The sequence below is a fragment of the Microvirga splendida genome (assembly GCF_016427565.1).
Lineage (GTDB): Bacteria > Pseudomonadota > Alphaproteobacteria > Rhizobiales > Beijerinckiaceae > Microvirga > Microvirga splendida.
Window position 1 is genome coordinate 48887 of sequence record NZ_JAELXT010000012.1, and the last position, 16725, is coordinate 65611.

A 16725-nucleotide genomic window follows, 5' to 3' on the forward strand; every position below is an offset into this window, starting at 1 on the left:
TGTCTCTCCCATGAAGCAATTGACGCTGGCGCTCGTGGCCCACGACGCCAAGAAGGACGACATGGCCGCGTTCGTGGCCCTGTACGAGGAGGATCTTCGCCCCTTCTCCCTCTTTTCCACCGGCACAACGGGTGCTCGGGTGATGGAGCGCTGCCCTGCCCTGTCGGTCACCCGGCTCAAGAGCGGTCCGCTGGGCGGCGACCAGCAGATCGGCGCTATGATCGCCGAGGGAAGGATCGATGCCCTGTTCTTCTTCGTCGATCCGCTCTCGCCGCATCCGCATGACGTCGACGTGAAGGCGCTGATGCGCCTTGCCCTCGTGTACGACATTCCGATGGCGCTGAACCGCGCCACGGCGGGACGGCTGATCGAGTCGTTCCGAGACTGAGTCAGTGCGGCTTCGCGCGCTGCGTCGGCGGATCCGGCTTCCCGCATTCCTCGATCGATTGGAAATGAACGAGATGGCCCGACTTTCAGCAGAAGAGCGCAAGCGGCAGGCGCAGGCCCGCAGGGAGGCGTACGAGAAGGAACGTCGCGACTACTGGGAGATCCTGATCGAGGGCACGCGGGACGGGCATGAGAAGACACGGCTGCTGTTCGATCAGCGGCAGGAGAACCTCTACCGGCGGCTCGACGACCTTGAACTGAACCTGAGGGACGAAATCCGCGAGCACGCGCGCACCACCCGGGTCTGGCTCGTCTCGCTCAATGCGCTGGTCGTGATCCTGATCCTCGTGTTCCTCTGGCTTTGAGAAAGCAGAGCCGGGCCTCCAAGTCGAACGCTACGTTCCCCGCGGCTTCGCGCGGCGCGTCGGCGGCGCGGTCAGCGGATCTTCGGGCCAGGGATGCTTCGGGTACTGCCCGCGCATGTCGGCGCGCACGGCAGCCCAGGATCCGCGCCAGAATCCCGGCAGGTCGCGGGTGATCTGGATCGGGCGCTGCGCCGGCGAGAGCAGGTGCAGGATGAGCGGCACGCGTCCGGCCGCGAGGGTCGGGTGCTTGTCGAGACCGAACAGCTCCTGCACCCGCACGGCGAGAACAGGCCCCTCCTCGACTCCATAGTCAATCGGGATCTGCGAGCCGGTCGGCACCTCGATGTGGGTCGGCGCCTCCGTGTCGAGACGCCGCTGCAGGTTCCATGGCAGGAGACCGCGCAGGGCTTCGCTCAGCAGGTCGGGCCCGATCTCGTTAAGGCCGCTCCTGCCGACAAGATGCGGCGCAAGCCACGCATCCGCCGTGCCGGTCAGCGCCTCGTCGGACAGGTCAGGCCATTCCTCGCCCTCGGCCTTGCGCAGGAACATGACGCGCTCGCGCCATTGCGCCAGGGCCTTGGACCAGGGCAGCGCGTCGAGGCCCAGCGACACGAGACCTTCGGCGAGCGCACGCGCCGCCTCTTCGGTTTGCGGAACTTTCAAAGGTCGCTCGTTCAGGAGAAGAGCACCCAGGCGTCGGACGCCGCGCGCCCGCAGGGCCCGTGCCTGCCGGTCGAACGTGACCTCATCGCGCTGCTCGATGGCATCGCCGAAATGTTTCTCGATCTCTTCCGGCGTGATGGCCGCCGCTGCGAGGATGCGCGCCGAGGCCGCGCCGCCGGCGATCTCAGCCACGGCCAGATAAGGCTCCTTGGCCAATCGCTCGTGGGCTTCAAGCGACGCGCCGCGTCCGTTGGCCATCAGATACTCGCCCGGTTTGCCGCGGGCCTTGGCGACGCGGTCCGGATAGGCCAGCGTCAGCAGCGCCCCGATGGAGCGTGGCTCGCCCTTTGCCGGGCCGTTGCTGCCCCTTGCCCAACCCTCCGCCATGCGCCGCATGTCCTCGGCCCGCTTGGAGCGGTCGCGGCGGAAGCGCTCGACGCGGTCCGTGAGATCAACCGCATCACCGCCGAGGCCGCGCTCGACGAGAACAGCCGCCACATCCGCTGCATCGCGTGCCTGCCCGCTCTCACCGGCGATCAGCACCATGCGGGCCAGGCGCGGCGGCAGGGGCAGGTCGCGCAGGCGGCGCCCGACTTCCGTGATGCGGCCTTCGCCATCGAGAGCGCCGAGCTGCTGCAGCAGCGTTCTCGCTTCCTTCAAGGCGGGCGCGGCCGGCGGATCGAGGAAGGCGAGCGACGTGGGATTGGCGACGCCCCAGGCAGCGCAATCGAGCAGCAGGGGCGCGAGGTCTGCGGAGAGAATTTCCGGCCGGCCGAAGGGCTCCAGCGCACCCGTTGCCGCTTCCTCCCACAGGCGGTAGCAGACCCCTGGCTCGGTGCGGCCCGCGCGGCCCCGGCGCTGATCGGCGGCGGCGCGGGAGACGCGCACCGTCTCCAGGCGCGTGAGGCCGATATTCGGCTCGTAGACCGGCACGCGGGCGAGCCCCGAATCGATCACCACGCGCACGCCCTCGATGGTAAGCGAGGTTTCCGCGATGGAGGTGGCGAGCACCACCTTGCGCCGTCCGGGTTTGGCGGGGCTCACCGCGAGGTCCTGCTCGCCGCGCTCCAGGGCGCCATAGAGCGGCGCGATATCGACCACAGGGTCGGCGACGCGCTCGCTTAAGATGGTCTCGACCCGGCGGATCTCCCCCTGCCCCGGCAGAAACACCAGGATGGAGCCACTCTCGGCGCGCAGCGCACGCGTGACCGCATCCGCAGCCTGCTCTTCGATGCGGCGGTTGGGATCGCGCCCGAGATAGCGGGTCTCGACCGGATAGGCACGGCCCTCGGATTCGACGACGGGGGCTTCGCTCAGGAGCTTCGCCACCCGGGCGCCGTCCAGGGTCGCGGACATGACGAGAAGGCGAAGGTCCTCGCGCAGGCCGCTCTGTGCGTCGAGCGCCAGCGCGAGGCCGAGATCCGCATCGAGGGAGCGTTCGTGGAACTCGTCGAACAGAACGGCCGCGATACCCTCCAGGGACGGATCGTCGAGGATCATGCGGGCGAAGACGCCCTCCGTCACCACCTCGATGCGCGTCCTGCGGCTGACCTTGGAGCCGAGGCGCACGCGAAGGCCCACCGTGTCGCCCACCGCTTCGCCCAGGGTCTGCGCCATACGGGCCGCAGCAGCGCGGGCGGCGAGGCGCCGGGGCTCCAGCACAATGATCTTGCCCCCGTTCACCCAGGGCTCGTCGAGCAGCACCAGCGGCACGCGCGTGGTCTTGCCCGCGCCGGGCGGCGCGACGAGAACAGCATTGGGCCGCGCGCGCAGGCTCGCCGTCAGGTCGCCGAGAACGGCATCGATGGGCAGGGAGGTGTCGAAAGCACGCATGACGCCTGATGGCTCAAGCTGCCGGAGAGAGCAAGCGGTCAGACCGGAAAGCCATAGTTCCGAAGCTCTGCCGCCAGATCGATCCCTTCGACGCAGTGGATCGCGTGCATGCCCACATTGCGGGCCGCGTCCACATTGGGCCCGGAATCGTCGATGAACACGCAATCCTGCGCCACGAGCCCATAGCGGTCGAGCAGGAGGTGGTAGATGGCGGGGTCGGGCTTCAGCAGGCGCTCGTCGCCCGACACGATCACGCCGTCGAAGCCGGCGAGGAACGGAAAGCGCTCCTTCGCCAGGATGAATTTGGGGCCGGAGAAATTCGTGATGCAGTAATTCGGCACGCCCGCCTCGCGCAGGCGGAGCAGCAGGGCCACATGGTCCTCGAACACGCCGGAGACGGTCTCGCTCCAGCGGTCGTGGAAGGCGCGGATATGCGGCTCGTGCTTCGGATGATCCTTGACGAGCAGGGCCACCGCCTCGTCCCAGTCGCGCCCCCGGTCCTGCTCCACGTTCCAATCATGGGTGCAGACGTTCGACAGGAACCACTCCATCTCCGCCTCGTCGTCGAAGATGGTGCGGTAGAGATTGCGCGGGTCCCAGCGCAGCAGGACATTGCCGATATCGAACACGACTGTGGTCGGCTTGCTCATGATGGGGCGTTTTCCTTCACGGTTTCCGCCCAAGCGTTTAGCGCGCGGGACGCCACCGCGCTACTCTCAAGAACAGGAGGTCCCAGGTTTGAGGCGCGCCGCGCCTAGCCCCCGATGTTGTAGGCAGCCAGCGCCGCCATGTTGACGATGTCGTTGTCGGTGGCGCCCAGCGACACGATCTGCACCGGCTTGTCGAGGCCCACCACGAGCGGGCCCAGCACCATGGCGCCGCCGAGTTCCTGCAGCATCTTGGTGGAGATCGACGCTGAGTGGAACGCCGGCATGACGAGCACGTTCGCCGTATCGGTCAGGCGGCTGAAGGGATACTGCGCCATGACGTCCCGGTTGAGCGCCACATCGGCCGCCATCTCGCCGTCATACTCGAAATCGACCCGCATGCCGTCCAGGATCTTCACCGCCTCCTGGATCTTCTCCGCCCGCTCCGCTTTCGGGTGCCCGAAGGTCGAGAACGACAGGAGCGCCACGCGCGGCTCGTAGCCGAGGCGGCGCGCGACGCCTGCGGACTCGATGGCGATCTCGGCGAGCTCCTGCGCATTCGGCATCTCGTGGATGGCGGTGTCGGCCACCAGCACCGTGCGGCCGCGGGCAAGGCAGAGCGAGGCGCCGATCACGCGATGGCCGGGCTTGGCATCGATCACGTGCCGGATGTCCGCCAGAGCCGTCGAGTAGTTGCGCGTCGCGCCCGTCACCATGGCGTCCGCATCGCCGAGCGCCACCATGGAGGCTCCGAAGTGGTTGCGGTCCTGGTTGATCATGCGCTGGCAGTCGCGGAACAGGTAGCCCTTGCGCTGCAGGCGCTCATAGAGGAACTGCGCATAGGTCGCGTTGCGCGACGAAAGCCGAGCGTTGTGGATCTCGATGCCCTCGCGGCCTCCGAGATCGATGCCGGCCTGCACCGCCGTCTCGTGGATGCGGTCCTCACGCCCGACCAGGATGGCCTTGCCGAGGCCCTGGTTGACGAAGGACAGGGCGGCGCGGATCACCTGCTCCTCCTCGCCCTCGGCGAAGACCACGCGCTTGGGGAACTTGCGCACCCGCTCGAAGATGCGGTTGAGCGTTCCCGCCACCGGATCGCGCCGGGCGGAGAGTTGCGCCTTGTAGGAGCGCATGTCGACGATGGGACGGCGGGCGACGTCGGTATCCATGGCGGCCCTCGCCACCGCCATCGGGATCGTATGGATCAGACGCGGGTCGAACGGCACGGGGATGATGTAATCCCGCCCGAAGCGCGGGCGGGTGCCCTGGTAGGCCGCCGCCACCTCGTCGGGAACGTCCTCGCGGGCGAGTTCCGCCAGCGCCTGCGCGGCCGCGATCTTCATCTCCATGTTGATCGTGGTCGCCTGCACGTCGAGCGCGCCGCGAAAGATATAGGGAAAGCCCAAGACGTTGTTGACCTGGTTCGGGTAGTCGGATCGGCCCGTTGCGATGATCACGTCGTCGCGGATGCGCGCCACTTCTTCCGGCGTGATCTCTGGGTCGGGATTGGCCATGGCGAAGATGATCGGATTGGGCGCCATGGAGCGGATCATGTCGTCCGTGAATGCGCCCTTGGCCGAGAGGCCGAACACCGCATCGGCGCCGTTGAGCGCATCGGCCAGGGTGCGGGCGTCGGTCTCGGCCGCATGGGCCGACTTCCACTGGTTCATGCCCTCGGTGCGGCCCTTGTAGATCACGCCCTTGGTGTCGCAGAGGATGACGTTGTTGGGCGCAAAGCCCATGGCCTTCAGAAGCTCCGTGCAGGCGATGCCGGCAGCGCCCGCGCCGTTCACCACGAGCCGGGTCTTCGCCATGTCGCGGCCGGTGAGATGCAGGGCGTTGATGAGGCCCGCCGCCGCGATGATCGCCGTGCCGTGCTGGTCGTCATGGAACACGGGAATATCCATGAGCTCCCGCAGGCGCTCCTCGATGATGAAGCACTCAGGAGCCTTGATGTCCTCGAGATTGATGCCCCCGAAGGAGGGGCCGAGATAGCGCACGCAGTTGATGAAGTTGTCCGCATCCTCCGTGTCGACCTCGAGGTCGATGGAATCCACATCCGCGAAGCGCTTGAAGAGCACCGACTTGCCCTCCATCACCGGCTTGGAGGCCAGCGCCCCGAGGTTGCCGAGGCCCAGGATCGCCGTGCCGTTGGAGATCACCGCCACCATGTTGGACCGGGTGGTGTAGTCGAAGGCGAGCGACGGGTTCTCGGCGATGGCGAGCACCGGCACCGCAACCCCCGGCGAATAGGCGAGCGACAGGTCGCGCTGGGTCGCCATGGGCTTGGTCGGAACGACCTCGAGCTTGCCGGGGCGACCTTGGGCGTGGAACTGCAGCGCCTCCTGGTCCGTGAAGGTGGGGCGTTTGCGGCGGTTCGGGCGCTGATCGTCGGTCATGGGGATCCGATTCTTGTGATGCAGGGCGTTTCCTAAGGGGGATGCGACCTTAAGACATAGGATGCGCCCTCCTCAAGACTTGTCCACATTCGTCCTTTGGACCCGAGGTCCCGGATGAAAGGCGCTCCGGGCTTTGCTAAACAGGGCGGATGTCATCCCAAGCCGCCTACCGCCCCTCCGAAGATCCCGAAGCGACTGCCGCAGCGTCCAAGAGCGCGCAGGACAGCCGCGTCACCCCCATGATGGCGCAGTACATCGAGATCAAGGCCGCCAACCCGGATAGCCTGCTGTTCTACCGGATGGGCGATTTCTACGAGCTGTTCTTCGAGGATGCGGAAATCGCCAGCCGGTCGCTGGGCATCGTGCTCACCAAGCGCGGCAAGCATCAGGGGCAGGACATCCCCATGTGCGGCGTGCCGGCGGAACGGGCGGACGACTACCTCCAGCGCCTCATCGGGCTCGGCCACCGGGTCGCCGTCTGCGAGCAGACCGAGGATCCGGCCGAGGCGAAGAAACGCGGCTCCAAGTCGGTCGTGCGCCGCGACGTGGTGCGGCTCGTCACCCCCGGGACCATCACCGAGGAGCGCCTGCTGGAGCCCGGCCGGGCCAATTACCTTCTCGCCATCGCCCGGCGCCGAGCCTCGGACACGCAATGGTGCTACGGCCTCGCCGCCGTCGACATATCCACAGGCCATTTCGTGCTGAGCGAGACGGACGGCACCGGCCTCTCGGCCGAGATCGCCCGCTTCGAGCCGCGCGAGATCCTGGTGCCGGACGTGATCCACGACGATCCGGAGCTGAGGGGCTTCTGGCAGGAGACGCGGGCCTCGATCACGCCCCTGTCCCGCGACGGGCTCGACCCGGCCTCGGCCGAGCGTCGGCTGAAGGGTTACTTCGGGGTCGCGACGCTCGATGCCTTCGGAGCTTTCGGCCCGGCCGAGATCACGGCGGCGGGCAGCGCCCTGTTCTATATCGAGAAGACCCAGATCGACAGCCGCCCGGCGCTCAACCCGCCCTCCCGCGACACCTCCGGCGCGGCGCTCGCCATCGATGCGGCGACCCGCGCCAACCTGGAACTGACCCGCACCCTGTCGGGCGAGCGGGCGGGGAGCCTGCTCGCCACCATCGACTGCACTGTGACGCCGGGCGGCGCGCGGCTGCTCGCCGAACGGCTGGCGGGTCCCCTCACCCATCCGGACCTGATCCGCGACCGGCAGGATTCCGTCACCGCGCTCGTCGAGAACGGCGACTTGCGCGACCGGCTGCGGCGCATCCTCAAGCGCTCCCCGGATCTCGCCCGCGCCCTCTCGCGCCTCAGCCTGGGGCGCGGCGGACCGCGCGACCTGGCCTGCGTGCGCGACGGCCTGTTCGCCGCGCGGGAGCTTGGCCTGGAACTCGCCATCGCGCCCAACCTGCCGAGGGAGTTGGCCGAGGCCGCAGGGGTGCTGCAGCGCCTGCGCACCGACGTGGCCGACCGGCTGAGCGCGGCTCTCGCCGATGAGTTGCCCCTGTTGAAGCGCGACGGCGGCTTCATCCGCGCAGGCTTCGACCCGAACCTCGACGAGTTGCGCGAGTTGCAGCAGGATTCGCGCCGCTTCATCGCGGCCCTCCAGGCGCGCTACGCCACCGAGACCGGCTGCCGGACGCTTCGCGTCAAGCACAACCACATGATCGGCTACTTCGTGGAGGTGCCGCAGAATGTGGGCGAGGACCTGTTGAAGGAGCCGTGGAAGGACACCTTCGTCCACCGCCAGACCATGGCGGGCGCCATGCGCTTCTCGACCATGGAACTGGGCGAACTCGAATCCAAGATCGCTTCCGCGGCCGACCGGGCGCTGAAGATCGAACTCGCGCTGTTCGACGAGATGGTGCAGGCGCTGCTCGACCTCACGGCGGACATCGCGACGGCTGCGGAATCCATGGCCGTGATCGACGTGACGGCGGCGCTCGCCGACCTCGCCATGCGCCTCGACTGGACACGGCCCCTTGTCGACACCGGCCTTGCCTTCACGATCAAGGGCGGCCGCCATCCGGTGGTCGAGGCGGCCCTCAAGCGCGAGGGCGTTCCGTTCATCGCCAACGATTCGGACCTGTCGGGCAAGGATGCGGGCCATATCCTGCTGATCACGGGCCCGAACATGGGCGGTAAATCCACCTATCTGCGCCAGAACGCGCTCATCGTCGTGCTCGCCCAGATGGGCTCCTACGTTCCGGCTAAGCAAGCGCATATTGGCATCGTCGACCGGCTCTTCTCCCGCGTGGGCGCCGCCGACGATCTGGCACGGGGCCGCTCGACCTTCATGGTCGAGATGGTGGAGACCGCCGCCATCCTGAACCAGGCCACCGCCCGCTCGCTTGTCATCCTCGACGAGATCGGCCGCGGAACGGCCACCTTCGACGGGTTGTCCATCGCCTGGGCGGCCATCGAGCACCTGCACGAGACCAACCGCTGCCGGGCGCTGTTCGCCACGCACTTCCACGAACTGACGGCGCTGGCGGAGCGCATGCCGCGCATCTCGAACGCGACCCTGAAGGTCACGGAATGGAACGGCGAGGTGGTGTTCCTGCACGAGGTCGTGCCCGGCGCCGCCGACCGCTCCTATGGGCTGCAGGTGGCGCGTCTCGCCGGCCTGCCCGCAGCCGTGGTCGAGCGGGCGAAGACGATCCTGAGCGAGTTGGAGAGATCCGACCGGGAGGCCCCGAAGCGTGCGCTGCTCGACGACCTGCCGCTCTTTGCCGTGCCCGTGCGCAACGAGCCCCCGCCCGCGCCGAAGCAGGATGCCCTGCGGGAGGCGCTCGCGGCTCTTGATCCCGACCAGATGACCCCGCGGGAGGCGCTCGACGCGCTCTACAGGCTCAAGTCGCAGGGGTAGCGAAAAGGCCGGTCAGGACATCCGGGAGCTACGCTGGCGGGTCGCCGGGTCGAAAGGGACGAAGGTGACCGTTCGCGCCTCCTGATCCTCGCGCGGATGACCGGCCATCACGTAGGACAGGGCTTCCCGCACGCCGCGCTCCGTATAGGGCTTGGCGATGACCCCCCAGGCGCCTGCGAAATCCTCAGGGATACGCTTGGCATTGGCGGTCATGAACAGCACCGTGACCTCATGCTCGTTGCTGAGATGGCGCGCCACGTCGACCCCGGTCGGCCCGTCGGAAAGATGAATATCGACGAAGGCAAGATCGGGCTTGAGATCCCGGCCGAGGGACAGGGCGTCCTGGGACGAGGCTGCGATCCCCACGACGTCATGCCCTAGATCCTGGAGCAGGCTTTCGAGTTCGAGCGCGATCAGGATTTCATCCTCGATGATGAGGACGCGCAAAGGCTTCTCGCTACTCAAACTTCGTCTCCTCCGCCGCCGCGGGCACTCCAGTCCCGGCGCGTGTACCTGGCTTCCAATCGCGCCAAGTCAACCGCCCCTTCAATCGAGAGACCAGCATGGTGATTTCCGAGAACCGTCAACGTTTCATGAGCGGGGCGCGCCTTGCGGCTTCAGCGAAATGGAATCGACCCGCGTCATGAATGGCCCCTCTCTGGCAGGCGCTTCGGAAACCCGTTGCCTTCGGCTCACCTGCAGTCGGACTCAACGCTCATCCGGGCGCAGGGTTCCGCAGGAAAGTTCAAACCCCGCCAATAGATAGAGCAACACTATCGCGTTTCAAAAGACCGCGTTAACATCGGGCTTCTGCGGGAGGTTCAGGCAGGATGGTGACGCGCGTTTCCACTGTGGCGTTCGAAGGGATCGAGGCGCGCGCAGTCGATGTCCAGGTGCAGATCTCACCGGGCGCGGTGGTGTTCACCATCGTCGGCCTGCCGGACAAGGCGGTGGCGGAATCCCGCGAGCGGGTCCGCTCTGCCCTGATCGCCTCCGGACTGGCCCTGCCGGCCAAGCGCATCACGGTCAATCTCGCCCCGGCCGACCTGCCGAAGGAAGGCAGCCATTACGACCTGCCCATCGCCCTGGGGGTCATGGCGGCCATCGGAGCCATTCCGGCGGACGCCCTGGGCGGGTTCACGGTGCTGGGCGAGCTGGCGCTCGACGGCTCGATCACCGCCGTGGCGGGCGCTCTTCCAGCCGCCATGGCGGCCCATGAGCGCGGGTATGGCCTGATCTGTCCCGCGGCCTGCGGCTCGGAAGCCGCCTGGGCCGGCAGCGACATCGAGATCCTGGCGCCGCGCTCGCTCATCCAGCTCGCCAACCACTTCAAGGGTACCCAGGTGCTGGCACGTCCCGAGCCCGCCATCATGCCCGCCTCCGGCATGCTGCCCGACCTCAGGGACATCAAGGGGCAGGAAAGCGCCAAGCGGACCCTCGAGATCGCGGCGGCCGGCGCCCATAACCTGTTGATGAACGGCCCGCCCGGCGCCGGCAAGTCCATGCTGGCCCAGCGCCTCCCCTCCATCCTGCCGCCGCTCTCGCCGCGGGAGCTGCTGGAGGTCTCGATGATCCAGTCCGTGGCCGGGCTGCTGGCGGAGGGCGCCCTGTCGAACCGCCGCCCGTTCCGGGCCCCGCACCACTCGGCCTCCATGGCCGCGCTGGTCGGCGGCGGCCTCAACGCCCGCCCCGGCGAGGCCTCGCTCGCTCATCACGGGGTGCTCTTTCTCGACGAGCTGCCGGAGTTCCAGCCGCAGGTGCTCGACTCCCTGCGACAGCCGCTGGAGGCAGGCGAGATCCTGATCGCCAGGGCCAATCACCGGGTCACCTATCCGGCCCGCTTCCAGCTCGTCGCCGCCATGAACCCGTGCCGCTGCGGACAGGCGATGGAGCCCGGCTATGTCTGCCGCCGCCAGCCGAACGAGCGCTGCATGGCGCAATATCAGGCCCGTATGTCGGGTCCCCTCCTCGACCGCATCGACCTCGCCATCGACGTGCCGGCCGTCACGGCGGCCGACCTGATCCTGCCGGCGCCCGCCGAGGGCTCGGCCCAGGTCGCCGCGCGGGTCGCCAAAGCCCGGGAGCTCCAGGCCCGGCGCTATGGCGCCCTCCAGCTCGACGGCGTGACGACCAATGCCGCCTGCCCGCCGGCGCTCCTGGAAGAGATTGCCCAGCCCGATCCCGAGGGCCTGTCCCTCATCCGCGATGCGGCCAATGCCATGCGGCTCTCCGCCCGCGCCTTCCACCGGGTGCTGAAGGTGGGACGGACCCTGGCCGATCTCGACGGCGAGGAGCGGGTCCGGCGCATCCATGTGGCCGAGGCGCTCTCCTACCGCGCCCATGCGGACCGGCGCCCAGCCGCCGCGTGACGGCAGGCCGGCCTCTCTCCCCGGACTTGTGAATCCCTGGACCGGCCCCGACATTTTCCACCGGCACAGACATGTTTTCTGTCACAAAACAGTTTGGAACGGGTTCTATGTCATGGCGGAAGCGGCCGGTGCCGGAGAGACGACCCTGTGAGGCAACGATGAGTCAGTATCCTTCGAACCATGCCGCGGCCGGCCTGGCGCCTGTCGGTTCGGGTCCTCTCGGGCTCAACCTTTTGCCCGGCGGCGACAGGATCGTCCGCGACTACGGCAGCCTCGATCCCGTACTCGGCCGGATCGGCTCCCTCGAGGTCCGCTTGGCCACCACCGCCAAGGAAATCCGGCGCGCCCAGCGCCTGCGCTTCAAGGTGTTCTACGAGGAGATGTCGGCCTCCCCCAGCGGCGCAGCCCTGATCTCCCGCCGCGACGTGGACGAATACGACCGCATCTGCGACCATATCCTCGTCCTCGATCATGATGTGAAGGCCAAGCCCTTCCGTTCGGCGAAGCCGAAGGTGGTGGGCACCTACCGCCTCCTCCGCCAGGACGTCGCCGAGCGACATGGCGGGTTCTACACCAAGGCTGAGTACGATATCGCGCCGCTCCTGAAGGCCCATCCCGACCTGCGCTTCCTGGAGCTCGGCCGCTCCTGCGTGCTCAAGCCCTACCGCAACAAGCGCACGGTCGAACTGTTGTGGCACGGCATCTGGGCCTATGTGCTCCACCATCGTATCGACGTGATGATGGGCTGCGCCAGCCTGGAGGGCACCGACCCGCGGGCGTTGGCATTGCCCTTGAGCTTCCTGCACCACTACGCCGCCGCCCCGGCCGAGTGGCAGGCCAGCGCCCTGCCGGAACGCTTCACGCCCATGGACATCCTGCCGAAGGAGTCGATCGACCCGAAGGCCGCCCTGCACGCCCTGCCGCCTCTGATCAAGGGCTACCTGCGTGTCGGCGCCACTTTCGGCACGGGCGCCGTGATCGACCGCCAGTTCGGCACTACGGACGTGCTGGTCCTTCTGCCGGTCTCGGCCATCAATCCGCGCTACATCGACCATTTCGGCCCGACGGCGAACCGCCACGCGGCGTGAATCTGGCTCGTCAGCAAAGCCGCACTTCACACCCTCAACCCTCATCCTGGGGAGCAGCCGTGAGGCTGCGTCTCGAAGGATCATCCAGTGCTCTCTGGAGGCTCCTTCGAGACGGCGCTTCGCGCCTCCTCAGGATGAGGTTGGAGGATGATGGTTCGCTTCTCAGGGTTAGGCCAAAGCCTCGATTCGTGGCTCCATCGCCCGGCGCCACTCCTCGCGCACGTCCGGATCGCTCTCCTGCTCCAGCCGCTCCGCGGCATGGAGCGCCATCGCCTTGGGCGGCAGCAAACGTCCGAGCGCCCAGACCGCCATGGCGCGCACCAGCGGGGAGGCGTCGTCCAACAGCCGCTCGGCATTCTCGGCGAGACCCGCATCCCCCGAGTTGCCGATGGCGATCAGCACGTTGCGGATGAACCGGTCGCGGCCCGTGCGCTTGATCGGCGTGCCGGCAAAGCGGGCGCGGAAGCTCGGATCGTCGAGACGGGCGAGATCCGCCAACGGCAGCAGGGCAAGATCGTCGCGCTGCACGAGCCGCGCCTCGCGTCCGGCCTGGGCGAACTTGTTCCAGGGGCACACCGCCAGGCAGTCGTCGCAGCCGAAGATGCGGTTGCCGATGCCGGAGCGCAGCTCTTCGGGGATGTGCCCCTTATGCTCGATGGTCAGATACGAGATGCAGCGCCGCGCATCGAGCTGATAGGGCGCCGGGAACGCGTTGGTCGGACAGATGTCGAGGCAGCGGCGACAGGAGCCGCAATGGTTGCGCTCCGGCGCGTCGGCGGGCAGCTCCGCCGTGGTGAAGATGGCGCCTAAGAAGAGCCAATTGCCGAACTCCCGCGACACGACGACCGTGTGCTTGCCCTGGAAGCCGAGGCCCGCCGCTTCGGCCAGCGGCTTTTCCATCACAGGCGCCGTATCGACGAACACCTTCACGTCGGACGAAGCTTTTGAGGCCAGGAAGCCAGCCACCTCCTTGAGCTTGCCCTTGATCACGTCATGGTAGTCGCGGTTGCGGGCATAGACCGAGATGTAGCCGCGATCCTTGTGGGCGAGTTCCGCGAGAGGATCGTCGGCCGGGCCGTAGTTCAGCCCGAGCAGGATGACGCTGCGCACCTCCGGCCAGAGGGTTCGGGGGTCGGCACGGCGGTCCGCCGTGTCCGCCATCCAGTCCATGGAGCCGTGATGCCCGGCCTCGAGCCAGGCCTGAAGACGCTCCGGCGCGAGCGGGATCGAATCCGGTTGGGCGATGCGAACGATGTCGAAGCCGAGGGCCTTGGCGCGCTCGATGAAGGTGCGCTTGAGCGCGTCCCCGTCTAGAAATCCAGATTGTCGTAATGGTCCGCCGGCGCCATGCCCGGCACCCGGTCCGCCAGGAGCGTGCGAAAGGACGGCCGGGACTTGATCCTGGCGTACCAAAGCTTCGCTGTCTCGTCCTCGTTCCATGGCACGTCGCCGAGATAATCCACCACCGACAGATGGGCCGCCGCCGCCAGATCCGCATAGGTCATCTGGTCGCCGGCGAGCCAATTCCGTTTTGAGATCAGAAAACCGATATATTTGAGGTGGTATCGCACATTGCTCTGGGCCGCGCGAATCGCGCCCATGTCCGGCGGCCCGCCCCCCAGTTCGCCCGGCATGAACCGCTTATAGATCTTTTCTGTGGCAAGGTAGTCCGACACCTCGCCGTGAAACTTGACCAGAAACCAGTCGAGCAGGCGGCGCACCTCCACCCGCCCGGCGAGATCGCCCGGCAGGAAGCGGCGGTCCCGAAGATCCTCGCCCCGCGTCTCGTCTAGATATTCCGCAATGCCGACAGGACCGGGCACCGCGAGGCCGTTGTCGTCGACCAGAAGCGGCAGATTGCCGGCCGGATTGATCTCGAGATACGGGATGCGGCGATCCCACGGCCTTTCCTCGACCACGTGCGGCTCAAGGCCAAGCTCCGCCAGAATAAGGCGCGCGAACCGCGACTGCGGGCAGAAGGGATAGGAATGCAGGGTGGCCATGAATGATGCTGACGCGAAACAGGCGGCAAGAATAAGGCCGTGCTTCGTTAAGGGTTGGTAAGGAATAATGGTGAATCTCATGCCTCTGACGCAGAAGGGCCGCGCCTGCAGCGCAAACCTTTCTTGACAGAGGTCGAGGCGCCCCCGCATCTGGCGCCGTTCTCAGGATTTCCAACGATGTCGCAAATCATCGAGGCGCTCTTTCTCGGCCTCATCGAAGGGCTGACGGAGTTTCTCCCCGTCTCCTCCACCGGCCATCTGCTCCTCGTCGGCCACTTCCTCGGCTTCGAGTCCACGGGCAAGACCTTCGAGGTGCTGATCCAGCTCGGCGCGATCCTGGCGATCCTGTCGGTCTACTTTAACAAGCTCTGGTCGATCGCCAAGGCCCTGCCGCACGACCCGATGGCACGCCACTTCGTCATCGGCGTGCTGGTGGCCTTCCTGCCCGCCGCCCTGATCGGCGCGGTGCTGCACGGCTTCATCAAGGAGGTGCTCTTCGACCCCTGGATCGTGTGCATCACGCTGATCGTCGGCGGCTTCGTGCTGCTGGCCATCGACCGGATGCCCCTGGAGGCGACGAAGACCGACGCGACCCGGTTTCCCCTGTCCATGTACCTCAAGATCGGCCTCATCCAGTGCGTGGCCATGATCCCCGGCGTGTCGCGCTCCGGCGCGACCATCGTGGGCGCCATGCTGATGGGAGCCTCGAAACGCGCGGCGGCGGAATTCTCGTTCTTCCTCGCCATGCCCACCATGGCGGGCGCCTTCACCTACGACCTGCTGAAGAACTACAAGATCCTCTCGGCCAACGATGCCGCGATCATCGTGGCAGGCTTCATCTCCGCCTTCGTGGCCGCACTCGTGGTGGTGAAAATGCTGCTCGACTACGTGTCGCGCCACGGCTTCACGCCGTTCGCCTATTGGCGCATTCTCGCCGGGGCCGCGGGCCTTGCGGGCCTGATCGTCTACGGCTGATCCATGCTGTCGCGCGACGAGGCTCTGGCCGTCACCCTCTCCATTGCAGTCGCGCTGCTGGTTGTAACATTCGCGGTTCTTTTCGGCATGAGCGCGGAACCTCGTGCGGCAAGGAAGGACGGCGCGCCGGATGCGACGTGCCTGGAATGGACCGACGGCTACGTCGTCTGCAGCCGCACGTCGCAAGGGCTCGCCTGCTCGACGCCGGGCATCGCCTGCACACGCTCCGCGCCGCACTGCTTGAGGCGGTAGCTGCACTCACAGTGTCATTCCCGGCCGGAGCGCAGCGGAGGGGAAGGGAATCCACTCGCACGCGCTGCGCTATGGATCCCCTCCCCTCGCCTATGGCTCGCCGGGGATGACACCGAGTTTCACGGAATCGTCTTGTCCGGGTAGCGGCACAGGTCGTTGACCTGGCAGCGCCAGCATTCGGGCTTGCGGGCCTTGCAGATGTAGCGGCCATGCAGGATGAGCCAGTGATGCGCGTGGAGCCGGTACTCGTCCGGGATCAGCTTCTCCAGCGCCACCTGCGTGTCGAGCGGCGTCTTGGTGATCGCGAGCGGCAGGCGATTGGTGACGCGGAAAATGTGCGTGTCGACGGCTACGCGTGGGTCTCGGAACGCGATGTTGACCACGACGCTCGCGGTCTTGCGGCCGACGCCCGGCAGGGTCTCCAGGATCTCCACGGAGTTGGGCACCTCGCCGTTGAACTCTTCCACCAGGCGCCGGGCCATGGCGATGACGTTCTTCGCCTTGGTGTTGAAGAAGTTCAGCGTCTTGATGTGCTGGCGCAGGCCCTCCTCGCCAAGCTCCAGCATCCTCTGAGGCGTGTCGGCGACGGCAAATAGCCCGCGGGTCGCCTTGTTGACGCCGACATCGGTGGCCTGGGCGGACAGCGTCACGGCGACCAGCAGCGTATAGGGATTGGTATAGTCGAGCTCGCCCTTGGGCTCGGGATCGGCCGCATGCCAGCGGCGGAAGATCTCCACCATGGTGGCCCGGTCGACCGGCTTCGGCATGCGCGAGCGCACGGCCTTGCCCACGGCCTTCGCCGGCACGGAGGGCTTCGGTTTCGCCTTGGAAATGCGACGGGAGGTCTGCTTCAGATCGGACATCTCTGCGT

At 67.2% G+C, this 16725-nt stretch carries 14 protein-coding genes; 7 read left to right on the forward strand and 7 right to left on the reverse strand.

The window, feature by feature from the left end:
- Positions 1-10: 10 nt before the first annotated feature.
- On the forward strand, positions 11-388 hold the full coding sequence (locus JAO75_RS13190; RefSeq protein ID WP_199049605.1) for a methylglyoxal synthase: 378 nt from the start codon (positions 11-13) through the stop codon (positions 386-388).
- Positions 389-461: 73 nt separating this feature from the next.
- Entirely contained in the window at positions 462-752 is a 291-nt protein-coding gene (locus JAO75_RS13195; RefSeq protein WP_199049606.1) for a hypothetical protein, read from the forward strand.
- 30 nt (positions 753-782) lie between these two features.
- Here the strand turns inward: JAO75_RS13195 and hrpB are convergent, their stop codons facing one another.
- The 3 genes from hrpB to JAO75_RS13210 all read right to left on the reverse strand — a co-directional run bounded on the left by hrpB (position 783) and on the right by JAO75_RS13210 (position 6294).
- Positions 783-3248 carry an ATP-dependent helicase HrpB gene (gene hrpB / locus JAO75_RS13200; RefSeq protein WP_199049607.1) on the reverse strand — a complete coding sequence of 822 codons (2466 nt, stop codon included), beginning with the start codon at positions 3246-3248 and terminating at the stop codon, positions 783-785.
- Positions 3249-3286: 38 nt separating this feature from the next.
- The gene (locus JAO75_RS13205) at positions 3287-3898 is read right to left on the reverse strand and encodes an HAD family hydrolase (protein ID WP_199049608.1); all 612 of its coding nucleotides are present in this window, start codon (positions 3896-3898) and stop codon (positions 3287-3289) included.
- 104 nt (positions 3899-4002) lie between these two features.
- On the reverse strand, positions 4003-6294 hold the full coding sequence (locus tag JAO75_RS13210; RefSeq protein WP_199049609.1) for an NADP-dependent malic enzyme: 2292 nt from the start codon (positions 6292-6294) through the stop codon (positions 4003-4005).
- A gap of 149 nt (positions 6295-6443) precedes the next feature.
- On the opposite strand from JAO75_RS13210, the gene mutS reads away from it, so the two are divergent.
- Complete coding sequence (gene mutS / locus JAO75_RS13215) at positions 6444-9167, forward strand: DNA mismatch repair protein MutS (protein ID WP_199049610.1); 2724 nt, start codon at positions 6444-6446, stop codon at positions 9165-9167.
- Positions 9168-9179: 12 nt separating this feature from the next.
- Here mutS and JAO75_RS13220 read toward each other — a convergent pair whose 3' ends face one another.
- A complete protein-coding gene (locus JAO75_RS13220; protein WP_199049611.1) occupies positions 9180-9632 on the reverse strand; it encodes a response regulator in 453 nt (150 codons plus the stop codon).
- Positions 9633-9997: 365 nt separating this feature from the next.
- On the opposite strand from JAO75_RS13220, the gene JAO75_RS13225 reads away from it, so the two are divergent.
- Together JAO75_RS13225 and olsB are read left to right on the forward strand one after the other, a co-directional pair.
- Positions 9998-11536 (forward strand): YifB family Mg chelatase-like AAA ATPase, encoded by a 1539-nt coding sequence (locus JAO75_RS13225; RefSeq protein ID WP_199049612.1) that lies wholly within the window; start codon positions 9998-10000, stop codon positions 11534-11536.
- A gap of 158 nt (positions 11537-11694) precedes the next feature.
- Positions 11695-12624 (forward strand): l-ornithine N(alpha)-acyltransferase, encoded by a 930-nt coding sequence (gene olsB, locus JAO75_RS13230; protein ID WP_246742487.1) that lies wholly within the window; start codon positions 11695-11697, stop codon positions 12622-12624.
- A gap of 168 nt (positions 12625-12792) precedes the next feature.
- Here the strand turns inward: olsB and queG are convergent, their stop codons facing one another.
- Together queG and JAO75_RS13240 are read right to left on the reverse strand one after the other, a co-directional pair.
- Positions 12793-14037: a tRNA epoxyqueuosine(34) reductase QueG gene (gene queG / locus JAO75_RS13235; RefSeq protein ID WP_199049679.1), complete on the reverse strand. Its 1245-nt coding sequence runs from the start codon at positions 14035-14037 to the stop codon at positions 12793-12795.
- Positions 13935-14627, reverse strand: coding sequence for a glutathione S-transferase family protein (locus tag JAO75_RS13240; protein ID WP_199049614.1), 693 nt, complete (start codon positions 14625-14627; stop codon positions 13935-13937). The genes queG and JAO75_RS13240 overlap by 103 nt, the downstream gene beginning before the upstream one ends.
- Before the next feature lie 177 nt (positions 14628-14804).
- On the opposite strand from JAO75_RS13240, the gene JAO75_RS13245 reads away from it, so the two are divergent.
- Positions 14805-15602: an undecaprenyl-diphosphate phosphatase gene (locus tag JAO75_RS13245; RefSeq protein WP_199049615.1), complete on the forward strand. Its 798-nt coding sequence runs from the start codon at positions 14805-14807 to the stop codon at positions 15600-15602.
- 3 nt (positions 15603-15605) lie between these two features.
- Positions 15606-15854, forward strand: a complete 249-nt coding sequence (locus JAO75_RS13250) for a hypothetical protein (protein WP_199049616.1) — start codon at positions 15606-15608, stop codon at positions 15852-15854.
- A 119-nt stretch (positions 15855-15973) separates the two neighbouring features.
- On the opposite strand, the gene nth is transcribed toward JAO75_RS13250, so the two are convergent.
- A complete protein-coding gene (gene nth, locus JAO75_RS13255; RefSeq protein ID WP_199049617.1) occupies positions 15974-16717 on the reverse strand; it encodes an endonuclease III in 744 nt (247 codons plus the stop codon).
- Between the last annotated feature and the right edge of the window lie 8 nt (positions 16718-16725).